Origin of the sequence: Bifidobacterium thermacidophilum subsp. thermacidophilum DSM 15837 (assembly GCF_000426425.1) — a bacterium.
Lineage (GTDB): Bacteria > Actinomycetota > Actinomycetes > Actinomycetales > Bifidobacteriaceae > Bifidobacterium > Bifidobacterium thermacidophilum.
This window is the reverse complement of the sequence record NZ_AUFI01000008.1, coordinates 221363-245615: the sequence shown is the minus strand read 5'-3', so window position 1 is coordinate 245615 and position 24253 is coordinate 221363. Positions and strand designations below refer to the sequence as shown.

The 24253-nt window shown below is 60.9% G+C and carries 17 protein-coding genes, 1 other RNA gene and 2 pseudogenes; 14 read left to right on the top strand and 6 right to left on the bottom strand.

Annotated elements, in window-relative coordinates; translation table 11 throughout:
• Window positions 1–76: 76 nt before the first annotated feature.
• The 6 genes from pgsA to K315_RS10200 all read left to right on the top strand — a co-directional run bounded on the left by pgsA (window position 77) and on the right by K315_RS10200 (window position 4474).
• Window positions 77–718 (top strand): CDP-diacylglycerol--glycerol-3-phosphate 3-phosphatidyltransferase, encoded by a 642-nt coding sequence (pgsA, locus tag K315_RS0105165; RefSeq protein WP_015450247.1) that lies wholly within the window; start codon window positions 77–79, stop codon window positions 716–718.
• A complete protein-coding gene (locus K315_RS0105160) occupies window positions 719–1267 on the top strand; it encodes a CinA family protein (protein WP_029576492.1) in 549 nt (182 codons plus the stop codon). It abuts the gene before it with no gap.
• A 66-nt stretch (window positions 1268–1333) separates the two neighbouring features.
• Window positions 1334–1849 carry a helix-turn-helix domain-containing protein gene (locus tag K315_RS0105155; protein WP_029576491.1) on the top strand — a complete coding sequence of 172 codons (516 nt, stop codon included), beginning with the start codon at window positions 1334–1336 and terminating at the stop codon, window positions 1847–1849.
• Window positions 1850–2085: 236 nt separating this feature from the next.
• Window positions 2086–2322 (top strand): DUF3046 domain-containing protein, encoded by a 237-nt coding sequence (locus K315_RS0105150; RefSeq protein ID WP_015450250.1) that lies wholly within the window; start codon window positions 2086–2088, stop codon window positions 2320–2322.
• A 235-nt stretch (window positions 2323–2557) separates the two neighbouring features.
• Window positions 2558–3739, top strand: coding sequence for a recombinase RecA (gene recA, locus K315_RS0105145; RefSeq protein WP_029576490.1), 1182 nt, complete (start codon window positions 2558–2560; stop codon window positions 3737–3739).
• Between the two features lie 6 nt (window positions 3740–3745).
• On the top strand, window positions 3746–4474 hold the full coding sequence (locus K315_RS10200; RefSeq protein ID WP_029576489.1) for a regulatory protein RecX: 729 nt from the start codon (window positions 3746–3748) through the stop codon (window positions 4472–4474).
• 718 nt (window positions 4475–5192) lie between these two features.
• Here K315_RS10200 and rnpB read toward each other — a convergent pair.
• Window positions 5193–5544, bottom strand: an RNA gene (rnpB, locus tag K315_RS09990) — RNase P RNA component class A.
• Between the two features lie 183 nt (window positions 5545–5727).
• Between rnpB and hpf the strand changes: the two genes are divergently transcribed.
• The 4 genes and pseudogenes from hpf to trpD all read left to right on the top strand — a co-directional run bounded on the left by hpf (window position 5728) and on the right by trpD (window position 10879).
• The gene (hpf, locus tag K315_RS0105135; protein WP_029576488.1) at window positions 5728–6402 is read left to right on the top strand and encodes a ribosome hibernation-promoting factor, HPF/YfiA family; all 675 of its coding nucleotides are present in this window, start codon (window positions 5728–5730) and stop codon (window positions 6400–6402) included.
• Between the two features lie 223 nt (window positions 6403–6625).
• Window positions 6626–9131, top strand: a pseudogene (gene secA / locus K315_RS0105130) (preprotein translocase subunit SecA); the annotation flags it as partial.
• Between the two features lie 185 nt (window positions 9132–9316).
• A pseudogene (locus K315_RS10980) lies at window positions 9317–9505 on the top strand (SEC-C metal-binding domain-containing protein); the annotation flags it as partial.
• 324 nt (window positions 9506–9829) lie between these two features.
• On the top strand, window positions 9830–10879 hold the full coding sequence (gene trpD / locus K315_RS0105125) for an anthranilate phosphoribosyltransferase (protein WP_029576486.1): 1050 nt from the start codon (window positions 9830–9832) through the stop codon (window positions 10877–10879).
• A gap of 327 nt (window positions 10880–11206) precedes the next feature.
• Here trpD and K315_RS0105120 read toward each other — a convergent pair whose 3' ends face one another.
• Entirely contained in the window at window positions 11207–11779 is a 573-nt protein-coding gene (locus K315_RS0105120) for a hypothetical protein (protein WP_029576485.1), read from the bottom strand.
• Window positions 11780–11831: 52 nt separating this feature from the next.
• Here K315_RS0105120 and K315_RS0105115 point away from each other — a divergent pair, with 52 nt between their 5' ends.
• Window positions 11832–12551: a lysophospholipid acyltransferase family protein gene (locus K315_RS0105115; protein ID WP_029576484.1), complete on the top strand. Its 720-nt coding sequence runs from the start codon at window positions 11832–11834 to the stop codon at window positions 12549–12551.
• On the opposite strand, the gene K315_RS0105110 is transcribed toward K315_RS0105115, so the two are convergent.
• Together K315_RS0105110 and K315_RS0105105 are read right to left on the bottom strand one after the other, a co-directional pair.
• A complete protein-coding gene (locus K315_RS0105110; RefSeq protein WP_029576483.1) occupies window positions 12532–14814 on the bottom strand; it encodes a protein kinase domain-containing protein in 2283 nt (760 codons plus the stop codon). The two genes, K315_RS0105115 and K315_RS0105110, sit on opposite strands and share 20 nt — an antisense overlap.
• A gap of 92 nt (window positions 14815–14906) precedes the next feature.
• Window positions 14907–15983, bottom strand: coding sequence for a polyprenyl synthetase family protein (locus tag K315_RS0105105; RefSeq protein WP_029576482.1), 1077 nt, complete (start codon window positions 15981–15983; stop codon window positions 14907–14909).
• Window positions 15984–16290: 307 nt separating this feature from the next.
• Here K315_RS0105105 and K315_RS09975 point away from each other — a divergent pair, with 307 nt between their 5' ends.
• From K315_RS09975 to K315_RS0105090, 3 genes are all read left to right on the top strand, one after another.
• Window positions 16291–17115, top strand: a complete 825-nt coding sequence (locus tag K315_RS09975; protein WP_029576481.1) for a DUF4192 family protein — start codon at window positions 16291–16293, stop codon at window positions 17113–17115.
• Window positions 17116–17246: 131 nt separating this feature from the next.
• The gene (locus K315_RS0105095) at window positions 17247–18782 is read left to right on the top strand and encodes an RNA polymerase sigma factor (RefSeq protein WP_033520455.1); all 1536 of its coding nucleotides are present in this window, start codon (window positions 17247–17249) and stop codon (window positions 18780–18782) included.
• Window positions 18783–18878: 96 nt separating this feature from the next.
• Window positions 18879–21248: a DNA gyrase/topoisomerase IV subunit B gene (locus K315_RS0105090; protein ID WP_029576479.1), complete on the top strand. Its 2370-nt coding sequence runs from the start codon at window positions 18879–18881 to the stop codon at window positions 21246–21248.
• Window positions 21249–21408: 160 nt separating this feature from the next.
• Here the strand turns inward: K315_RS0105090 and K315_RS0105085 are convergent, their stop codons facing one another.
• Entirely contained in the window at window positions 21409–22578 is a 1170-nt protein-coding gene (locus K315_RS0105085; protein WP_029576478.1) for a glycosyltransferase family 4 protein, read from the bottom strand.
• A 50-nt stretch (window positions 22579–22628) separates the two neighbouring features.
• Complete coding sequence (locus tag K315_RS09465; RefSeq protein WP_029576477.1) at window positions 22629–24227, bottom strand: DUF4153 domain-containing protein; 1599 nt, start codon at window positions 24225–24227, stop codon at window positions 22629–22631.
• Window positions 24228–24253: the final 26 nt, after the last annotated feature.

Below are 24253 nucleotides of genomic sequence, written 5' to 3'. Positions count from 1 at the left end.
CGGACGCGCCAAGCCGCTAGTGAATTCAAAGCTTGTTGTCATCGTCCGGTAGTGCAGTAGAGGTAAGGTGAACGGTATGCAGACTGAACAAGAACACAAGGTATCGCTTCTGGACGGCTGGAACAGCCCTCCGAACATCGTCACTTATACGCGAATCGTGTTGGTGCTGGTCTTTCTTGGCATCGATATCGCCGCCGGCCCGTGGGGTTCGCATAGTCACGGCCTGCGGTGGACGGCCGCGATTCTGTTCATCATCGCCGCTTCGACCGACAAACTCGACGGGTGGATGGCCAGAAAATACAACCAGGTCACCGAGCTGGGCAAACTCATGGACCCGATCGCCGACAAGTTGCTCACCTGCTCAACACTGATCGTTGCCTCCGCATTCGGCGAGGTCTTCTGGTGGGTGACCATCCTGTTCCTCATCCGTGAGATCGGTATCACCGTGATGCGCTTCTTCGTCATCGACACCGGCGGCAAGGTAATCGCGGCGGACAAGGCCGGCAAGTACAAGACGTTGTGCCAGTGCATCGGCCTGGGCATGCTGCTGGTTCCGGCGTACACGTTCATCACGAATGCCACCGCGCTGAACGTCTACACTTTCATCACGAACTTCCTGATCTACGTGGCCCTGTTCCTGTGCCTGTATTCAGGGGCGCTGTACGTGTACCGCGTCGTCAAGGCGCGTCGGGGTGCCGCGCAGGCCACGGAGCGCTGAATGCCGGTCACGGGGTATGGTTTGGCGCAGCGTGACGGGCTCGCCACGCAGGTGCTGGAGTATTGCAAGCGGCACGGCGTGAAAATCGCCGCCGCAGAATCGCTGACGGGCGGCCTGCTTGCGGACGCGTTCGTACGTATTCCGGGCGCGTCCGAGGTATTCCTCGGGTCTGCCGTCACCTATGACATCCGCGCGAAGGCGAAGATTCTCGGCGTCGATGCCTCGTTGTTGGCGCGTGAAGGTGCGGTGCATCCTGAGGTCGCCCGTCAGATGGCCGCCGCGACCGCCCGCCTGTATGATCAGCCGGAGTACGGAGGCCGTGTGATTGGCCTGTCCACAACCGGGGTCGCCGGTCCCGGGCCTGACGGGGACAAGCCCGCTGGTCTTGTGTATATCGGCTGTTCCCTTCCGGCCGTGTTGACGGGTGGGGAGCGCACCGAATCCGCGGTGGAACTGCATTTGCACGGCGATCGCGGGCGGGTGCGCGAACAGACGGTATGGCACGTATTGAACAATGTGAGGCAGCTCACAGTTGGGCTACAGGAATAATTTCGCCGCACTCCCGGTTGTTCATGGTGTAGAAAAAACGACACGAAGCCGAAAGGGGTTGCGCAGATGGAAACGATGACCCAGACCAATCAGATGACGGAAACCAAGGCAGTTCAGAATTCCCAGATTCGTGCGGGGCAGGCGGCGCGTATGCGTGATTTGACGCCGGCCCAGCGTCGTGCTGTGATGTTCGCGCAGCAGCAGGTGTTGCGTGCGCGTGCTGCGAAGAAGGCGAAGGACGAGCGTCAGTCGGCGCTGTCTCGCATGTGGCAAGAGGAAGACGCCGAGCACACCAAGCCGCATGCCACGATTCGCAGGCATGAGGAGGCCTCGCAACTGAAGGATGTCTCCCTGCGTGAGGCCATTGGCCATGTGTTGCGCGATTTGCGCACCCGTGACCATAAGACTTTGCGTGAGGTCAGCGAGAAGGCGGGAGTTTCCCTTGGCTATCTTTCCGAGGTGGAGCGTGGCCAGAAAGAAGCGAGCTCGGAGCTGCTCAGCTCGATTGCAGCTTCACTCGGCTTGAGCACCGCGCAGATGTTGCGTATGGTGGCTGATTATCTCGATTCGGTGCATGCCTGATTGATGGGCGTTAGCCGGACGTCGGCGAAGAATCGCCGGTTGACGGTTTGTTGGAAAACGCGGGCGCTTCCTACCGATTACGGCTGGAGGCGCCCGTTTTGTGTGTGCGGCTTCGGCGGCGCGGATGTTCCCCGGCACAGGCGGATGCGTGGTGGCAGGTGTGCAATTGGAGGCAGGCAAGTAGAAAGCGGGCGGTCGTTGGTGGGCTTGTAGCCCGGTTGTGCGAGACTTGCTGCGTGCGTGAACGTGAATTTTGGCAACTGTTGGAGGAGGTGTTCGGCCGTGTGTATGGTCGGAGCCTGTCCAAGGATCAACGGCTGCCCAAATTGGGTGATATGACGGTGGTCGAAGCACTTGCCGCGGGGGAGGAGCCCCGCGTCGTGTGGAATGTGCTGTGCGACCAGATGGATATCCCCGATTCCAGGCGTTGGGGGAAGGACCACAACGCGCCGCCGTTGCCCGCCGGTCGGTGAGACGGCAGGTGATGGACATTCGGCTTGCGCTGCCCGGCGGGTGGTATTCGAACATTTGTTCGCATGATGCGGTATAGTGGTAACAGCACGACACGATTCCGTGACGGGATGCCCTGAGGCCTTGGCGCAGAAGGCAATGCAACCTTTGACCACATTGCCGGTGTGGGGTGGAACCATCGGCGTGGTTCACGTAGCGTGGAAATCGTCGCTGAAATCGTGAAGATAAGGAGAACACATGGCACAGCAGACAAAATCGGCCAAAGCGGCGGGCGCCAAAGCTGGCGGGGCCGCCCAGGAATCCGGGGCTCACGAGATCGATCCCCGGCGTAAAGCCGCATTGGACACTGCGCTTGCGCAGGTGGAGAAGAGCTTCGGAAAAGGCTCGGCAATGCGTCTGGGTGATCGTCCGGAGCAGAATGTTGAAGTAATCCCCACTGGTTCACTTGCGCTTGACATGGCCCTCGGCATCGGCGGATTGCCGCGCGGCCGTATCGTGGAGATTTTCGGACCGGAATCTTCCGGCAAGACCACGCTTGCACTGCATGTTGTCGCCAACGCGCAGAAGGCGGGCGGTGTCGCCGCGTTCATCGACGCCGAACATGCATTGGATCCGGTGTATGCACGCCATTTGGGGGTGGATACCGATTCACTGATCGTATCTCAGCCAGACAACGGCGAGCAGGCATTGGAAATCGCGGATATGCTCATCAGGTCTGGTGCGCTTGACGTGATCGTCATCGATTCTGTGGCCGCGCTGGTGCCTAAGGCTGAGATCGAAGGCGATATGGGCGACAGCCATGTCGGTCTTCAGGCGCGTTTGATGAGCCAGGCGTTGCGCAAGATGACCGGCGCCCTTGCACAAGCCAACACCACGGCGATTTTCATCAATCAGTTGCGCGAGAAGATCGGTGTGTTCTTCGGCAATCCGGAAACTACCACCGGCGGCAAGGCGTTGAAGTTCTATTCGTCGGTGCGTCTTGACATTCGACGTATTCAAACCCTGAAGAACGGGGACGAAGCCGTCGGCAGCCGTACCAGGGTCAAGGTCGTCAAGAACAAGATGGCGCCGCCGTTCAAGTCCGCCGAGTTCGACGTGCTCTACGGCGAAGGCATTTCCAAGGAAGGCTCGATCATCGATATGGCGTTGCAGAGCAATGTCATCAAGAAGTCGGGCTCCTGGTTCACCTACAACGGCGACCAGTTGGGTCAAGGCCGTGAGAACGTGCGCAAATATCTCAAAGACAATCCCGAGCTGTCCGACGAGATTGAGACCAAGGTCAAGGAGGCGTTCGGCCTGATTGAGCCGACTGACCAATTCGCTGACGGCGATGAGGCGGCAGTGGCTGCCGCGCCGACAAGTGGCCAGGCTGGCAAAGCGGCTGCTGCCGATTCTGCGGCGGCATCGAAAAAAGCCTGACATCCGATGATCGACGCCGAAGCGTTTATCGCGCAACACGGTACTCCCATCGCCGCGCATGATGCCGTATCAGACGTGGCGATGGGCGCGCCTCGGTCGGATGCCCTCGAAGATGCGAACGACGGGCATCCGGAAGACCATAATCAACACGATGCTAGGTCACATGCGCGGAGTTGGGCGCGCGGAAAAGCCAAACGGGCCGGAAGGTCGTGGGCCCGGGGCGCCGGGGCCAAAGGCGTTGCCGCATCTAAGGAAGGGCCGAGCGACCCATGTGATGAGGATGCTTGCCGGGAAGCGGCATTGCGTCTGCTGGACTGTGCGGATCGTTCGAGCGCGGCGCTGCTGGAGCGTCTTGTCCTCAAGGGGTACGACGAAACCGTCGCCGACGCTGTCGTAGCGAGATTGCGTGAAGTCGGTCTCGTCAACGACGAGGAATACGCAAGATCAGTGGTCAGGTATTGCGCCGGGCGCATGCTGGGGGAGCGCGGTACACTGCTTGAGCTGTCGCGCAAACGCGTTGACCGAGCACTGTCTCAACAGGTGGTCAGCGAAGCCCGTGAAGCCGGCGTATTCGTCGATGCGGCTTGGGAGCTCGGGCGTAGCGTCGCTGCTCGTACAGCGGGGCTTGATTTGCAAGTCAGGCGGAGGCGGTTCTGGGCTGCCGGCGGGCGCAAAGGTCATAGTCCTGACATCCTGCGGGACATATCGCACAGCCTGTTCGACAAGGATGCCTGATGAGGCATACCTGATTCTTGTGGAATCGCAACCGCGATGCCCGGATGCGCCAGCTAACGGCGTGTCCGGGCATCGCGGCTCTCGGCGACCACGTCTCGTCATGTTTCTTGACGTGGTCGAGTTGGTGCGCGTGGCGGGGTGCATCGCGGCTGTCGGCGTGCTCGTCTCGTCTTTCTATTTGCGACTGATGACGGATGCATGCGAGTGAGGGCCGTCGAGTGTGAGGACGGTTGCGCACGAGGACGGTCGCGTACGAAGACCGTCGCATGCGAAGTGGGTCGCGCACGAGGATGGTTTGCGAGGACTGTCGGATTTCGCTGGCTGCCGCGATTCTCCAGTTGTACCCGCATCGAGGGCATACAGGTCGGCATTGTCAGCATGCGCCGTCTCACCGAAATCCCTCTGCTTCTGCCGACGCTGAGGGAGTCATGGGTGTCGGTAGAAGGTTGTGCCGACGCTGAGGGAGTCATGGGTGTCGGTAGAAGGTTGTGCCGACGCTGAGGGAGTCGTGGGTGTCAGTGGAAGGTTGTGCCGACGCTGGGTGGCTTGTGGGTGTCGGCAGAAGGTGTGATACACGGTTTGCGAGCTGCAAAAGCGCCGGCGTCGGAACGCGTGTTGGCCTATACGCCCCGATGCCCGATACACCGATACTTGATACACTGGCATGCAAACTGCCGCCGGATACAACAAGACCCGCCTAAGTGGCGGGTCCTGGAAGTAAACGAGACCCCACATACCCCGGGTTCTGTCGTGTGTCTCCACACGGATGGCCATCCATCTCGACCTGACGTTGCCGCCAGGCTCTAGCAGCCTACCCGAAGACATGGGCGAGCAACCCTTGACGTCTTCTGCTTGGCCTTGCTCCCGATGAGGCTTGCCATGCGGCCGCTGTCACCAGTGGCCCGGTGGTCTCTTGCACCGCCGTTTCACCCTTACTCGGCCGAAGCCGGGCGGTCTGTTCTCTGTTGCGCTATCTCTCAGGTCACCCTGGGCGGATGTTATCCGCCATCGTGCTCTGTGGAGCCCGGAAGTTCCTCAGTCATATTGACCGCGGCCATCATGGGGTCTCAGAATCACCATTATAAGCACACGCCCGATACAGCACGATGACGAGGAAAATTCTGACACCCGAGAGCGAATTGTCTTCACTTTGCGAAGTATTCGGCTACAATAAGACATACCCGGACGGCGAAGACGCAGTTCGGAACAACCCACACACAGCGGGTAACACCGCTTGAGGCTAGGAGGTCCACATGGAAATCGTCATCACCGGACGTCACACGCAGATCAGTCAGAAATTCCGTGACGTCGTTGAAAGCAAGATGAATCGTGTGACCGCAATCGCTCCGGACGCCCAGCGCGCTCAGATTGTCGTGACCCACGAGGGTAATCCGCGTCAGGCAGATACCGCCAAGCGCGTTGAGATCACCGTGGTGGCCGGACGCACCGTAGTCCGCGCCGAAGCGTCGAGCTCCGATGAGTATAGCGCTCTCGACATGGCTCTGGACAAGCTGACGCTCCGTCTGCGTCGTGCCCGTGATCGCCGCAAGGATCACCGTCGTGGTTATGTCAACCCGGTTCCGGTCGATCTTGGACCGGTTGAGACCCCGGACGAGGAGGAGCCCAAGGAAGAGGAGCCGGACAACAGCCCGCAGGCTGCGGTGGCATCCGATTTGGGTCCGGGTGAATCCGTTGAGGTCCAGGTTGGCGACACGCCGATTGTCATCCGTCGCAAGCTGCACATCGCTGAACCGATGAGCATCGACGAGGCCCTGTATGAGATGGAGCTGATCGGCCACGACTTCTTCCTGTTCGTCAACAAGGAAACCGGTCGTCCGTCGGTGGTCTACCATCGTCACGGTTGGAGCTACGGCGTCTTCGAGATCGACACCGCCGAAAACGTGGCCAAGGCCAAGAAGGAAGCCTGAACACCGGCCGCTCGATAGCGGTTCCGTAGAAATATAGCGACGGGAGCCCGCGTTGCAGTGCACGCGGGCTCCCGTCATGCCGGCCGGGCGCACGACCCGCCCGTGTCGGCGCAATTGGAGCAGGGGAGTGTAAAATCCCCTCCGTCGCGTACTATGGGATGAGTTGTGTGCGGACTGGGTAGCCCGCCGCGCTCGTCGTGCTGAATGAACTAGGGAGCGAAACGTGGTAAACATCGTCGACAAGGCCCTACGCATGGGTGAAGGCCACCAGCTGAAGAAGCTGGAAAACGTCGCGAAAGCGGTGAATGCGCTTGAGGACGAGATATCGGCCCTCTCCGACGAGGAACTCAAAGGACAGACCGCCAAGTTCAAGCAGGAGCTTGACAACGGCAAGAGCCTTGACGACATTATGCCGGAGGCGTTCGCCACCGTACGTGAGGCTTCGAAGCGCACACTGGGCATGCGTCACTTTGACGTGCAGCTCATGGGCGGTGCGGCATTGCATTGGGGCAATATCGCAGAAATGAAGACCGGCGAAGGCAAGACCTTGGTCGCAACCCTGCCGAGCTACCTCAATGCGCTCGAAGGCAAGGGCGTGCATGTGGTCACCGTCAACGACTACCTCGCCAGCTACCAGAGCGAGCTTATGGGCCGCGTCTACCGGTTCCTCGGTATGAGTGTCGGCTGCATCGTCACCGACCAGAAGCCGCAGGAGCGCCGCAAACAGTACAATGCCGACATCACGTATGGCACGAACAACGAGTTCGGCTTCGATTATCTGCGCGACAACATGGCGTGGGACAAGAGCGAGCTTGTGCAGCGCGGCCACCATTACGCCATCGTCGATGAGGTCGACTCCATCCTGATCGATGAGGCCCGTACCCCGTTGATTATCTCCGGCCCGGCCGAGGGTGATGTCACCCGTTGGTACCGCCAGTTCGCGCGTCTGGTCCCCAAGCTCACCCGAGACGAGGACTACGAGGTCGACGAGAAGAAGAAGACCGTCGGTATCCTTGACCCGGGCATCAGCAAGGTTGAGGATTACCTCGGCATTGACAATCTCTATGAGCCCAGCAATACCGCGTTGATCGGCTATCTGAACAACGCAATCAAGGCCAAGGAGCTTTTCCTTCGCGACCGCGACTACGTGGTCACCCACGGCGAGGTACTCATCGTCGACGAGCACACCGGCCGTATCCTGCCGGGTCGTCGCTACAACGAAGGCCTGCATCAGGCCATCGAGGCGAAGGAAGGCGTCGAGGTCAAGGCGGAGAACCAGACTTTCGCGACCATCACCTTGCAGAACTACTTCCGCATGTATGACAAGCTTGCCGGCATGACCGGTACCGCCGAGACCGAGGCCGCCGAATTCATGGGCACCTATAAGCTTGGCGTGATTCCGATTCCGACCAACAAGCCGATGATCCGCAAGGATCAGGACGATCTGATCTTCCGCACGAAGAAAGAAAAGCTGCACGCGATTATCGAGGATGTCGCCAAGCGCCATACCAAGGGTCAGCCGGTTCTGCTGGGCACTGCATCGGTCGAATCCTCCGAAGTCGTCTCCTCATTGCTTGATGTGGCGAAGATTCCTCACCAGGTGCTCAATGCGAAGCATCACGCGAAGGAAGCCGCGGTCGTCGCGGTCGCCGGTCGTAAGGGCGCAGTCACGGTTGCCACCAACATGGCCGGCCGCGGTACCGACATCATGCTCGGCGGCAACGTCGAGTTCCTCGCCGACGCCAAGCTCAAGAAGGAAGGCTACTCGCCCGAGGACACCCCGGAGGAGTACGAGAAGCGTTGGCCCGGTACGCTGGCCGAGGTCAAGGCACAGGTCAAGGACGAGCATGACGAAGTCGCCAAGCTGGGCGGTCTGTACGTGCTCGGCACCGAACGCCATGAGTCTCGCCGTATCGACAACCAGCTGCGCGGCCGTTCCGGTCGTCAGGGCGATCCGGGTGAATCCCGTTTCTACCTGAGCCTCGAGGACGACCTCATGCGTCTGTTCAACACCCAGCTTGTTGCGCGTGTGATGTCCCGCGGTCTTCCGGAAGGTCTGCCGATCGAATCGAAGAGCGTGTCCAAGGGCGTGCGCAACGCGCAGAAGGCCGTCGAATCGCGCAACTTCGAAATCCGTAAGAACGTCCTCAAGTATGACGACGTGATGAACAAGCAGCGCAAGGTCATCTACGCCGAGCGCCAGGCCGTGCTCAAGGGCGAGGATATCCACGAGGACATCCTGCGCTTCATTGACGAGACCGTCGCCAGCTACATCCGCGGCGCAAACCGCGGCTCCGCCAAGCCTGAGGATTGGGATTGGGACGGCCTGTTTAAGGCGCTCTCCCAGATCGTGACCATCACGGTCGATGAGGACGAAGCCAAGAAGGCTGTGAGTGGTCTCAAGGGCGACAAGGCCTCCGAGGCTCTGCGCAAGCTCATCGTCGATTCCGCCAAGGAAGCCTATGCGAAACTGGGCGAGAAGCTTAGCGAAGAGGCACTGCACCAGCTGGAACGTCGTGTGGTCCTCGCTGTGCTCGACCGCAAGTGGCGCGAACACCTCTACGAGATGGATTATCTCAAGGACGGCATCGGCCTGCGCGGTATGGGCCAGCGCGACCCGCTGGTCGAATATCAGCGCGAAGGCTACCAGATGTACAACCAGATGATCGAGGCGATCAAGGAAGAGACCATTCAGCTGCTCTTCCACGTCGACATTCAGGAAGTCGCGCAGAACGAGGACATCTCGAGCGAGCATGATGAGGATGTCGCTGTGGACAAGGCTGAAGCGGCGGTCGGTATCACCTCGACTGACGCCGAGGACGAGCCCACGACCGTCAGCTCCGCTCCGGAAGATCCCAGCGAGTCCAACGAGACGGCGGATGAGGACGATGCGGCCGAGCATCGCGAGCCCGGTGTCGTCGGCCCTGCACCGATCAGCCACGAGGATGTCAAGCTGCCCGCCAGCAAGCGACCCAAGAGCGACGAGCTCAAGAGCCCGTGGGCGGACGGCCGCACCTTCCCGGGTACGCCGAAGAACGCGCCGTGCCCGTGCGGCTCGGGGCGCAAGTACAAGATGTGCCACGGCCATAACGAGAAGGCCTGATTGCTTCGAATAGCGGTCGGCGTGATTTGATTCACGGACGGTGGCGTCATCATGGAAACCCATGGTGGCGCCGCCGTTCGTTTGCATATGCGGACGATATGTATTTACTCGGACGATATGTATGCGAATGATGCACATCTGCACGTCCTTGAACATCATCCGCCGCGTCAGCGGTGTCGGTCAACCCGGCTTGACTGCCGCAATTGCCCTGACATCGCACGAATTTCCAGTAGAAGCCTCAGAATGTGGACGTTCACGTGGCAGAACACATGAAATCGATACAATAAGCCACAAACCATAACATCAGATGCACAGGAGGGCATGATGACCGAGATCACTTGGAAATCGATTCTCGCAGAACTCGTCAACGGCAATCATTTGAATGCGGACGAGTCCTGGTGGTTCGTCAACGATCTCATGAACGGCAATGCCAATCCTGCATGCGTCGGCGCCGTCCTTGCAACCCAGCAGCAGCTTGGCCTGACCGCGACCGAGATTGAAGGCGCAGCAAAGGCGATGGTCTCTCACGCCGTGCCGCTCAACGTCTCGGGCGAAACCACCGATATCGTCGGAACGGGCGGCGACAAAGCCGCAACCGTGAACCTGTCGTCCATGGGCGCCGTGGTTGCCGCGGCGGCCGGAGTCAAAATCGTCAAGCACGGCAATCGTGCCGCATCGTCGAAGTGCGGTTCAGGCGATGTCATCGAAGCCTTGGGTGTTCCGCTTGATCTCGCTCCGGAAGCAGTGGCGGAAATCGGCGATGAAATCGGCATCACCTTCGCCTTCGCCAAGACCTTCCACCCAGCCATGCGCTTTGTCGGCCCGGTCCGCTCGGCACTGGGAATCCCGTGCGTATTCAACGTGCTGGGGCCGCTGACGAATCCGGCGAATCCGAAGCATGTCGCCATCGGTTGCGCAGACCGCACATTGAGCCCGCTGATGGCGCAAGTGTACGCCAACCGCGGCCAAAGCGGCATGGTGTATACCTCGAGCGAAGGCCTTGACGAGATGGCTCCGACCGGCCCCGTTTCCGTGTGGCTGATTGCAGATGGCAAGGTCACGGCCACCGAATTCAATCCCGTCACCGAGCTTGGCCTTGACCCGGTGACCCCTGAACAACTTCGCGGCGGCGAGCCTGAGCTCAATGCCAGTATTTTCAGGGACTTCCTTGATGGCAAGCCGGTTGCTTCGCGGACGACCGCGTTGCTTAACGCCGCTTCCGCCATCGTTGCAGATGGTCATCTCATCGCCGATGGGTCGCTTACTGATCGCTTCCGTCAGGCGTACGGACTTGCTCAGGAAGCCGTTGATTCCGGCAAGGCGAAGGACCTGCTGGAGCGTTGGGTCAAGCTCGCGCAGTCCAAGCGAGCATGATTCACGCCGTGGTGCGGCTATGACGTGGCGTGTGACGCGCCGGCAACGAGACAATCGACAGCCAGCGTCACACCCCTGCCACGGCGGCATGGGTCTGTTGCATTGACATCAACCCTTTCGTTGACAACCCTGACGCTGGCACAGCCGCAGTGCTAGTCCGTGTATGTATCCGACCTCCGGATGCACATCATCTTCGAAAATACATCACCTTCGGATACATATCAGAGGGGCTGTCCGGGAAACCTCCGGACAGCCCCTCTGGATTTCCGCACAAGTCTAGGCGTTTCCCCTAGCCGGGTGCGTGCGTTCTTGCTTACACCCGTTCAGTCAGACACGGGCGCCATCATCGAACGGATTGTCGTGATGGGCATGCCCCCGTCGGCTCGCCGCCAATCCGGCAATGCCAAGCAGCAGGCAAATCGCGCAGACCGTCCCGATAATTCCCGTGAATTTGGGCACAAGCACCGAGGCGATAATCCCCAACACACCGATGACTGTCAACGCGGTGAACAGGATGGTGCTGTGCGGTGTGGGCGCGAAGGAAGTCGGCGGCACGAAGCGGTCGCCGTAGCGGTCCATCACGTCATCGGTGTCCAACCAACTTGAGCTCGTATTGTCTCGCGGTCCGCGGCCGGCCCCGATGGCGTCGTCGGTGAAGGTGCCCTGATCGAGATCATCGATCGAAAGCAGCGCTTTCTTCTCAGCACGGCGGGCGTGTCGTTCGAATCGTTTCGCATTTCGAGACCGCTCCACGTCCTCGAGATCGTGCGCGTGATCGTGAGCGAACGCCTCCCATGCCTCTTCAAGCGGCTCGCCGGAGGAGGAGCCGCCTTGTGAGCCTTCTCCGGGCCCGGGTATTGGACGCTCTCCTGACGCATTGGTATTGTTGTGCTCAGTCATAGGTACCACTGTAAACGAGCGTCAAGTCAAGTCGCTGGGAGGGAGAGCCCTCGTGCTCTACTGGTTTTTCGTCCGGACCTTGGGTCCGATCGCAAGGCGTCGGTTCAATCCAACTGTCGAAGGGCTCGAAAACATCCCGCGCAAGGGCGGGGCGATTATCGCGGCGAACCATCTTGCGGTCATTGACGACGCGCTGCTGCCGATGACATGCCCGCGCATGATTCATTTCATGGGCAAGGCCGAATACTTCGAAGGCAAAGGCATTAAGGGCCGCTTCAAGAAGTGGTGGTTCACGTCCGTGGGCGTGTTCCCGGTGGACCGTTCGGGAGGGTCGAAGTCCTTGGGCGCGTTGAACCACGCCAAGGAGATTCTTGAAGACGGCCACCTGTTCGGCATCCATGTCGAAGGCACCCGCAGCCCCGATGGCAGGCTGTATCGCGGGCACACTGGTGCCGCTCGTCTCGCGTTCGAAACCGGTTGCCCGATTATTCCGACGGCGATCATCGGCTCATGCGACCTGCAAAAGCCCGGTCAGGTGATTCCAAACAAAGGCGAATCGAAAGTGATATATGGTGCGCCGATTCCGGTCGAGCGCAAGGACCCGCAGGATGTGACGCATGAGGAGCTGCGTGAGCTGACTGATCGCGTGGTTCGCGCCATCGCGCAGATGAGCGGGCAGGAGTATGTCGACGAGTATGCGCAGACCGTCAAGGCAAGGATGCAGGCCGAACGGGAGGCGCAATCCGCGGAGGTCACACCACAGTCAGTGTGATCACGGTCTTGTTGCCGTTCGCGTCCCGGACACGCACTTGCTGACCGGCGGACGGCGACTGCAACCGCACGGTGTGGGTCAGATCGCCGAGCGGGGCGCTGACCTTCACCTCCAAACCGAGCGCTTGCAAGGCCGCAGTCGCATCGCTGGTGCTTTTGCCGGTTACATCAGGTAGCGTCACCATCTGTGGGCCCTTGGAAACCACGACGTCGACGGTGTCTCCCCAGTGCAGTTGGGTGCCGACCGTCTGTGATGCCGAGATGATGCTGCCGTTTGGCACGGTATCGCTGTATTCCTCGCTGTAGGTGGCCTTGAGCTGCAAGCTGTCGAACAAGGCCTGCGCCTCGTCTTTGGTTCTGCCGACGACATCCGGCATATTGACCGGCATCGGTCCCAAGGAGAGTTTCACCACCACGCTGTCGTTATGCTCCATCGTGGTGCCTGGGTCGGGGGAGATGCTCAGCAGAGCGTTCTTTGGAACGGTCAGCGAATACTCGTCATCGTTGATATTATGCGAAATGTTCGTGAAGCCAGCCTTTTCGAGGGCGGTCAGGGGGTCCTTGCCGTTGTCGGTCGATGGGTCGGTGATATCTGAGGGGATGGTCGCCTGCCGCACGCCTTTGGACACGGTTACTCTCACATTGCCCGCGCTGCGTTTGCTGATATGCGCACCGACCGTGGACGGCGTGGTTGAGATGATGTTGCCCTCTTCGACGGTATCGCTGTATTCCTGGGCGACGGAATAGGGGATTCCGGCGACGTTGAGAGTGCTGCGGAACGAGCTCCAGCTGACATTCTTGATGGTGCAGGTCTTGCCTGTCTTGCACGTCAGGTCAGTGGGTTTCGGCATGGTCCAGTAGCTGCCGGGGCCCAGATAATACCACCATGCGCCGCATCCTGCGCCGGCGGCGAGCACGACGGCCATGATGGCGGCGACGATGATCGGAACCTTGCTGCGCCGCCGCCCGCCACGGGAATGCTCCGCGACGCCGGAAGGTTCGATATCCGATGTGTCGGTTGTGGTGATTGCCTGGGTGAAGGCGTCCTGGCTGGTGATGCTGCGCGGCTTCCTTGCGGCGTTCGAGTCGGCTGCAAGGATGCGGGTACGCGTATCCGGCGTGTTAGCGGCGCCGGAACGCCCGTCCGAAGGCGTTGTGGCAGATGCGTCGGGGGACATGTCGGCGGATGCCGTCGCGGACGTCGTCGCGGACGTCGCCGCGGATGACGACGGTGACGACGGTGCCGGCGGCTGCGGCGGGTAATCCGACTGTGCCACTGCCGTTATTGGTGCCGCGGCATCGTGCCCGCCTTCGCCGCGCGAGGCGACCAAGCCGTTGGGCGCCAAGGGGGATTCGCCGTCGCCAGTGGATTCGTCGCGCATAGGATCGTCCGACCGCCGGTACAGCCAAGCCTCCATCGGCATTCCGGAAATCACTGTGCGCAGGAGTCGTTGCGCTTCCATGGCGTTCGCCGGCCTGTCCTCAACCGAACGTGCCGTCAGTTGCGCGATAAATTCGGAGACGGACGGTTCGATGCCTGGGCAGCGGGTAATCACCGGGGGAACGTCCTCGTGCACATGTTTGAACACCATCGTCACCGGGTTATCCGACTGGAATGGCGGCTCACCGGCAAGCATCTCCCAGGCCATGATGCCCACTGAATACAGGTCGCCCTGAGGTGTGGCCTGGTTGTTCTCGATCATCTCCGGTGCCAGATAGGCTGCCGTGCCCAACAGCATACCCGTCGTGGACAGCGTGGCCTGCGACGCGGCCTTCGCCAGCCCGAAATCGGTGATCTGGACATGGCCGCGGTCGTTGAGCAAGATGTTCTCCGGCTTGATGTCCCGGTGCACGACGCCTGTGTGATGCGCGGCCGCAAGCCCATCCAGCGTCTCCGCGACGATACGCAGGGTCTCGCGCACGGTGAACGGCCCCTGCTGGTTCATCTCATAGCGCAGATTGACGCCATGGACGTATTCCATGACCAGATAGTTGCGGCCGTCAACCTCTCCGGTGTCGTAGACCTGGACGATATGCGGGTTCGCAATGGCCGCCGCGGACCGAGCCTCACGGTGGAATCGTTCCACGAATTGTTCGCGATGCGGCCCCTGCGCCAGCTGTGCATGCATCACTTTGACGGCGACATGCCGGTCAAGACGCACATCAATCGCCTCATACACGGTCGCCATGCCGCCGTCGGCGATTTTGCGCACGATACGGTACCGGTCGTCGATGATCTGCCCTTCGTTCGCAGTTTCAGTCATGTTCGCAGGCCCTTTACTCAATGGTGATGACACTAGTCTACATGCCTCGGGCTACTCGCCGGCTGCCGGGGCCTGCGAACGTTGCCGCCGGATCACAGGCAGGAATCGGGGATGAAGGTGCGGCACGCCTCAAGGAGCATGTCGCGTGAGGTCTGCGGCAGTTCTGCTTCGGCAATGGCCTGGCCGGCTTGCGCCCACAGCTTGCGGATCCGTTCGCGTGAGAGTTCGTCCGCCCCGCTCGTGGTGAAGATTTCGATGCCGCGGCGCACTTGCCGTGCGTCGCGTGAGGGGGCCTCGTACATGGCGGTCAATTCGCTGCGGTCATCGGCGTTCGACAAAGCGAGTGCGTCGGCGAGCAGCACGGAGCGTTTGCCTTCTTTAATATCGCCGCCGACTGGTTTTCCGGTGTTTTTCGTATACCCGATGACATCAAGCAAGTCGTCTGCAAGCTGGAATGCGACGCCGAGCGGCTTGCCGATGCGTTCGCTGAGCGGCCCTGCGACCTGCGGGTCGGTCCCCGCCGCCGTCAATCCCAGTTGCAGCGGTGCCATAGTCGTATAACTGGCGGTTTTCCAACGGAAAACGTTGAGTGAGGCATCCGCGAGGCGTGCCGGGTCACTCAACGGGGTGAGCTCGACCGCGAGGTCAAGCACCTGGCCGACGCTGACATCGCGTTGCATGCCCAGGAACACCGAACGCAGCGTGTCGGGATTGCCCAGCGACGATGCCGCGGCGTTGGCGATCGAGATGCTTACGGTCGCGAGGATGTCTCCGAGCATGAGCCCCAGGCCACGGCCGATGGATTCGCTGTGCGTTTGCTGTGCGAGCGCGCGATGGGCGCTCGGCTTGCCCCGGCGCAGGTCCGAATCGTCGATGATGTCGTCATGGACAAGCGCGGCGGTCTGGAACACCTCGATCGCACAGGCGAGGTCGGTCATCGCATCCCGTGCCTGCGACGTGACCGGAAGGCCTGCGGCATCGAACGCGGCGAGCGCTAAGCGGGCTCTGAGCCGTTTGCCTCCTTGGCTTGAGACGACCGCTTGCGTAGCGACCTCGTGAAGGACATCTCGGCACGACGCGGCGATTTCGGCGTCGGGCACGGCGAGGTGTTCGCGGACCAGGTCATCGATGCGTTGTTCAATACGTTCCAGATCTGACGGCATGCTCATATCTACGAGGGTATCCACAGCGTTGCGACATTCCCGGGGGTGACAGGGGGCGTGTCGCACGGGGACGGTCGGCAATCAACCCTGCGGTCGGTAATGAACGCGGCAAGCGCCGACGAGCGGGATGTTTAGGCGGACGCGGCTGGTGCGGCGAGGCGACAGCGAAGCGATACCTGGGGCGGTTCGCATCCTTTGACCACATTCGCCTGCCACGCTGGACGGACGCCATCGCCGTACTGCAAGCTGAACAAGGGCGGATGCACTGGGTGTCCGCACGAAGTCCCGGCATCGACCGGGGGATGGGGGAACCATGGAAGACGACAACAAGGACGGCACACAGCCACAAATGAGTCGGTTGGTATTCAACGCGTTGGCACGCTACTGGGAATGGACATATGAAAAGGGTGAGCCGCTGCCTGGTGCGGATGCCTCGCGGCTTTTCCCCCGATACTGGTATTCGCAAGGGGGCCGCTTGCCGTTGCGCCGGTGGGAGGAGCTGCCCGAGCCGGAAGGGACGTGGAGGGCGTGGAAATCACCCGGGCTGTTGCCTGAAGCCTGGGTTGACTTCCAAAATGCGCGATACCGGCGATTGCGTCATGAGGAAGGCGTTGTTATCGGCACTCGGCTGTGGGTTGGCGAGGCATTGCAGATGTGGCATCGCAACCAGCGTGAGGGAGGGTCGCATCTGCCTGCCGACGACCAGCTTCTGATCAGGCTTGCGGTGGGGATGCGGCAGAATATCGCCATTCGTGACGCTCTGATCGTCTCGTCGGTCAGCATCGATCCGATTGATCAGGAGACGCTGCTGCGGTTCGCTGCGGAACCGTCCTGTCCCAGTAATGCAGTGACGATGGGCAGGCTGCTCACCGAAGCGTTCGACGAGCCCAAGGCGGTTCCGCGTATTGGTTGTCTGCGCGCCTCCGCGAAGATGCTTGATCGCATGATTGAACTCGTACCGGTGTCTTATCGGTCGAATATCGCGGCGTGTCTGGCCTATCTGTTGTGGTGGGGAGACGATGAGCGAACGGATATCTTCGCGCGAATCGCCCTGCGTCTCGATCCCACGTGCACGCTCGCCGGCATCGTCATCGACGCGCTGGACAACGGCACGAAACCGCAGTGGTGCTCCCTGTGACATCGTGTACAGGCTGCGATATCTCGCCTCACTGTCGCAATCGCGCGGGAATATTCGTCCACGAAAGATGGTTAACTTCTATAGTTGACGATTTGCCCTTACCATAACTGCGCCCTTCGTTTGGCTGCGGTATGGCGGGAACACGCAGGAGGATAAGTTTGGCCAAGGAAACGACGGCAAGCAAGAAGGACGCTGATCAGACCGAAAAGACCACATCCACCCGCAAGAGCACGGCGAAGAAGGCTGCGACACCGGCCAAGGCGACCAAGAGGTCCGCAACGTCGGCATCCGCCAAGAAGACCGCGGCGGCGAAGAGTGCGAAGACATCGAAGGCGGCGAAGGTGTCGGGCGGTGAGAGCGTGGCGCCGAAGGCCAAGAAAACGGCATCCCGCACGGCAACCGCTACCAAGACGCCGCGCAAGCGTACCGCCAAGCGCACAGAGCCAGCCGCCGCCGAACATGACGAGACGCAGCTCGATGACGACGAGGACATCAACGACGAGGACATCGAGAACTTCGACGACCTCGACGAAGGCGACGATTCCGACAACCTTGACGACGACATCGATTCTGGCGACGAGGATGACGATGAGGGCGAGGACGACTCCGAGGATGACGAGGAGAACAAACCCAAGCACCGCGAGCCCGAAGTCCTGCCGAAGGCCAAGGGCGCGTTCGTCATGCGCGATGACGATGACGACGACAACCTCACCCCGTCAGGCAATCCCAAGCGCCGTGTCATTGCGGCCGGGGCCACCGCCGATCCGGTCAAGGACTACCTCAAGCAGATCGGCCGGGTCAGCCTGCTGAACGCCGAACAGGAAGTCGATCTGTCCGAGCGAATCGAGGCAGGCCTGTACGCCCAGCATCTGCTGGATACCGAGAGCGAAGGCATGAGCTTCAAGCGCAAGCGCGAACTCAAGTGGGCCGCGGCCGACGGCAAGAAGGCCAAGGACCACTTGCTTGAGGCGAATCTGCGTCTGGTCGTGTCGCTGGCCAAGCGCTACACCGGCCGCGGCATGCTGTTCCTCGACCTTATTCAGGAAGGCAACCTCGGTTTGATCCGTGCGGTCGAGAAGTTTGACTGGAAGAAAGGCTTCAAGTTCTCGACCTACGCCACATGGTGGATCCGCCAGGCCATCACACGAGCCATGGCCGACCAAGCGCGCACGATCCGCGTGCCCGTCCACATGGTCGAGGTCATCAATAAGCTCGCCCGTGTCCAGCGGCAGATGTTGCAGGATCTTGGCCGTGAACCTACGCCCGACGAGTTGGCACGCGAACTCGACATGCCGGTCGAGAAGGTGCAGGAAGTGCAGAAGTACGGCCGCGAGCCGATTTCCCTGCACACCCCGCTCGGTGAGGACGGCGATTCCGAATTCGGCGATCTGATTGAAGACACCGATGCCATCGCCCCGTCCGACGCCGTGGCCTTCTCGCTGTTGCAGGAGCAGTTCAAGCAGGTGCTGGAAACCTTGTCGCCGCGTGAGGCGGGCGTCATCAAGATGCGTTACGGCCTTGAAGACGGCCAGCCCAAGACGCTGGACGATATCGGGCGTGTGTACGGCGTGACTCGCGAGCGGATCCGCCAAATCGAATCGAAGACCATGTCGAAGCTGCGTCACCCCTCGCGTTCGCAGACCCTGCGCGACTTCCTCGACCAGTGACGTGACGCCGTATGCGTGCCGCTCTTGATTGTCAGAGCGGCACGCATATGGACAGGCGACGGCGGGAAACGAAACGCAAGACAAAGAATGGGGATTATGGCAAAGGAAAAATACAGCGCCGACAGCCTGACCGTGCTCGAGGGGCTCGACGCGGTGCGCAAACGCCCCGGCATGTATATCGGCACGACCGATAGCCAGGGCCTGATGCACTGCCTGTGGGAGATTATCGACAATTCCGTCGATGAGGCGCTCGCGGGCGCTTGCAACGACATCAAGGTGATCCTGCATACCGACGGCTCGATCGAGGTCGACGACAACGGTCGCGGCATCCCAGTCGATGTCGAGCCGAAAACCGGCCTTACAGGCGTCGAGGTCGTCCTGACCAAGCTGCACGCCGGTGCTAAATTCGGCAACGCCTCTTACAATGCAGCAGGCGGTCTGCATGGTGTGGGTTCGTCCGTGGTCAACGCGTTGAGCTCGCGTCTCGACGTCGAAGTCGACCGCAACGGCAAGACCTACCACATGGCCTTCCATCAAGGGCATCCCGGCGTCTACCAGGACGCCGACCCGTCCAAGCCGTCGCCTGACTCCCCATTCAAACGCACACGCAAGAACCGTGCGACCGAGCTTGAAGTCATCGGCAAGGTCTCGCCGAAGACCACGGGCACGCGTATCCGTTACTGGGCCGACCCGGAGATTTTCAACGATACCGCGCGGTTCAGCTATGAGCAGCTCATCGACCGGGTTCGTCAGACAACCTTCCTTGTTCCGGGATTGAAGATCACCGTCATCGACGAGAACATCCCCGAAACCGGCGATGCATCCGTCGATGCGATGCTCGAAGTCGACACGCCGGAGAACGCCGCGGGCATTGCCGGGAACGCGCTTGGACACGATACCGAGGCAGGCATCGGCTACGTCGACAGTTCCGACAACGCAGACAGTACCGACAACGCAGACCCTGCTGACGACAACTCCGATATCGGACAAGTCGAAGACACTGCGACGGACGGCGCCACCGACAATCGCGAAGCGCAGGCGACAAGCCAAGCGGCACTCGCATCCGCGGCGCGCCCCCACCGCAGGGTCGAGGAATTCCTCCACACCGGCGGCGTCAAGGATTTTGTCGACTTCCTGTCCAAAGGCGAACCGGTATGCGATATCTGGCGCATCAGCGGCGAAGACACCTATACCGAGGAAACACAGGCCGTTGACAGTAAAGGCGAATTGCACGCGCAGAACATCGAGCGCACCTGCAAAGTCGATATCGCCCTGCGCTGGGTCAACGGCTATGACACCACGTTGCGCAGCTTCGTCAACGTCGTCGAGACTCCGGGCGGCGGCATGCACGTCGACGGGTTCCTGCAAGGCATCACCAAGCAGATTCGCAAAAGCGTCGAAGATAATGCGCGCAAGCTGAAAGTCAACCTCAAGGACGCCAAGACCCGCGTGGAACGCGATGACATCCTCGCCGGCCTGGTCGCGGTCGTCACCGTGCGTATCGCAGAACCGCAGTTCCAAGGACAGACTAAGGACGTGCTCGGCACGGCGCCCGTGCGCCCGATTGTCTCGAAGATGACCGAGCAGCAGTTCGGCGAGATGATTACTGGCTCGAAACGAGGCTACAAGGAACAGTCCGGCAGGGTGCTCGAGAAGATTGTCGGCGAGATGCACGCGCGCATTCAGGCGCGCAAGACCAAAGAAGTCACCCGCCGCAAGAACGCGCTCGAAGCCGCATCCATGCCGGCGAAACTCTCCGACTGCCAGCCCGGCAACGACGATATCGCCGAACTATTCATCGTCGAGGGTGATTCCGCGCTCGGCACGGCGAAAGCCGCCAGAAACTCAAGCTTCCAAGCCCTACTGCCGATCCGAGGCAAAATCCTCAACGTGCAGAAGGCAAGCCTGTCGCAAATGCTGTCCAACAAGGAATGCGCCTCGATCATCCAAGTGGTGGGCGCGGGTTCCGGCGCGAGCTTCGACCTGAGCCAGGCACGGTACAACAAGATCATCATGATGACCGATGCCGATGTTGACGGCGCGCATATCCGCATCCTGCTGCTCACGCTGTTCTACCGGTATATGCGGCCGCTGATTGAAGCCGGCCACGTATATGCGGCCGTCCCACCGTTGCATCGCATCGCGCTCGCTGGCAAGCACAAGGGCGAGTTCATCTACACGTATTCGGACGATGAGCTCTCCGGCAAGCTCGCCGACCTTGAACGCCGGCATATCGACTACAACCCAGATATTCAGCGGTACAAGGGCTTGGGCGAAATGGACGCCGACCAGCTGGCAGACACGACCATGGACCCGCGCTCGCGCATGCTGCGGCGCATCCGCATGGAAGACGCGCAGAAGGCGGCGGGTATTTTCGACCTGCTCATGGGTGGGGAGGTGCCGCCGAGACGGCAATTCATCGTCGAGAACGCGGACGATTTCGACCGCAGCAAGATCGACACCTGATTTGGCGCGCTTGGTGTACGCCGGCGTGTGCGTGAATACCGCCGGCGGACACCGGTATTCACGATTGAGGCCGCATCGGGCCGGGTTTGCGGGCATCCCGATCCCCGCCTGTAGTGTGGCCTCAATCGTTGTATAGGGCTGTACTGCGAAGGTTGGGTTCTCAGACTGCCCGACCTGCCCGGCGCTTGGCAATCGCCTGCGTGTACACCTGCTCGACCTGGTCGGCGATGGTGCGCACGTCATAACGTTCGAGCAGGAGTTCCCCGCGTCGATGCACCTGTTTCGCCCAAGCGGCATCATCGATGGCGCGTGCGATGCGTTGTGCCAGTATCCGGGCGGTTTCGCGCCCGCGCACGGGGAACAGCGCATCGGTGTCGCCCAGCAGTGTGGAATGGTATCCGGGATTGTCTCCAGCCAGCGTGACTTTCGCGCCCGAGGCTATTGCCTCCAGCAACACAATGCCGAAGGATTCGCCGCCCGTCGCGGGGAAGACCGCGACATCGGCGCTGCTCAACAGGGCTGGTTTGGCAGATTCCTCAATGAATCCGGTGAAGGTGACCGGCATGTCGAACCCGGCAGCTCGGCGTCGGCATTCCTCGAGCAACGGGCCTTTGCCGGCCATCGTCACATGGGTGCCGGCGGGGAAGAGCCGATGTCGTTCGCCGTATTCGATTGCATCGAGCAGGATATCCGCGCCCTTGCGTTTGACGAAACGGCCAAGGAACACGATATGCGGGGCGATGGTTTCACCGTCCAATGCGCCGACATTGACAGCGGCAGCTCGATCGCGCATCATGGCCACATCCACCGGATTGGCGATGACGCGTGCGTTCGTATGTGCGGTCAGCGCAGCATAGCGCGCCGCGACATCGGACACTGCGATGACTTCGTCGATACGCCGGTGAGTGTGCGCGTTGATTGCCCCGAGTGCCAGCCCGCCGATGGCGGATAACGGGTCGCTGACCGCGATATGGTAGGTCGCCACGACGCCGGTATCCGGCGACGCTGCCTTGAGCACTCGACCCGCCATGAATGGGCTGTAAGGCGCCTGGATGTGCAAGATGTCGAAATCGCCTTCCGCGAGCGTGCGCGCGATGAGCCGGCGGCTTGCCGGCAGGGGGATGCGCATGCGGTTCCCGTTCGCGCTCACCATCACGTTCCGTGACATGACGTGCGTATTTGGTAGAGGGGAGTGTTCGGTCTGCCCGACCAGGTAATGCACGTCATGGCCGCGGCGGGCGAGTTCCTTGCCCAGGGTCACGATATGCTGCTGCACACCGTCGAGCACGTCGAGCGTGTCATCGAATACGAATGCGATGCGGTAAGACATGGTCTCCAGTCTAGTGCCGTTCCGGCTGAACCGCGCTCAGCGGCTGGCGCTCATATCGCGTCGGTGATCTGACGCGCCTGATTGAAGGCGTCGATGATGTTGTTCGGATTCGACAGCACCAGTGCCACATACCATACGACCACGAGAATGAAACTGATGGTCGCCAGCGGCAGACGAGGCACGAACAGGCGTACGAGGCACAGGACGAGCACGGCGATGAGCATCCACATGAAAGTCATGGATTCCAAACGCAGCCAAGTGAGCCCATACGCGCCAATGTACAAGTGCAGACGCCACAGAGCCGAGGCGAGCATGACCCCGGTTTCGCCGATCAGCACGATGAGCATGCCGGTCAGGGGAGCGGTGTGGCGCACCCGGCACAGGATCAACGCGTAGCCGGCGAGGTTCACGCATACGACGGCGAGCAGCTGGAAGAATCCTTCCCGCGCATACTGGGAGTAGGTGTAGCCGTCGGGCAGTTGCCGGCCGCTGAACAGGAAAGCGAACTGGATCGCGCAGAACATCGCGTACAGGACAAGTACCAGTGCGAGGACAACGGCGGCCACTGTCGTGTCGAAGGTGCGTTCATTCCGGTTGGCTGTAGCGTCCCCTGTACCGGACGGCGTGCACGCGTGCATGCGTAGCCGGTTGGTGACTTCGGTCTGCGCGAAGATGGACAGGCAGAAGGGGAACAGGAACACGATGATGAGCACGTGGCGCACGAATTCGGAGATGTCGATCGATCCGATCATGCGGCGCAGCGCGTAATTGAACACCAGATCGCTGGAAGCCAGAAGCACTGTGAGCGCGACGAGCAGGGGAACGGCGACCACGATGATAAGCAGGATGCGGCGGGCTGTGGTTATTTGTCCGGCATGCAACTCGCTGCGTGTACTATCGCTATCCGATGGGGTTGTATTGTCGTCATTCTTCGATGAGAATGCATGTATAGCGTGTTGGGCGTGACTGAGCGTCGAGCCGACCGCATTGAGTTTGGTGAAGGGAGAAATCCATCCGAGCATCCAGCGTTTGACGGTCAGCCATGGGTGGTGGGAGTCGAACCTGCCATCCGACAATTGCAGGGACATCATTGTCAGGCAGGGAACGGCGAGGAAGGTGGTGGTCACCCAGCTGTCGTCGATTTTGCCGGCCGCATGCATCGCAATCGCATAGGCGCACAGCATCGCCGTGGCGATGGTGGTGAAGCACCACATGAGGCTGCGATGCGCGGTGCGGAAGAACAGGACGGTGACGGTGGCAATGACGGCGAGCCAGAATCCGTCGAACCATGGCGTATACGTGTTGGCGTCCGACCATGCGAACACGAGACGGTCGCACAGAATCGGCAGAATAATCGCAGCGCTGGTGATGGCGAGGAGCCTGCGGTCTGCCGGCTTCGAGCCGTCGGGGGCGGCGAGCGGGTCGCGTCTGGGCGCGAAGGGTGCTGTGGGTGGGGTGGTGTACGGTGTGCCGGCAGCCCCGTGCGGATAGGGGTGTGTCAGTGGCATGGGATGCTGCTGTTGCACGGGTCGAGGCATTTGCTGCGCCTGTGTCTGCTGTGCCTGCTGCGCCAGTGTTTGTTGGGTCTGTGTTTGTTGGGTCTGATGTACTGGTTCGCCCTGATGCTGCGATGGTGTCGGCGATGTCATGGTTGCTCCTTCTCGACCTTGGATAC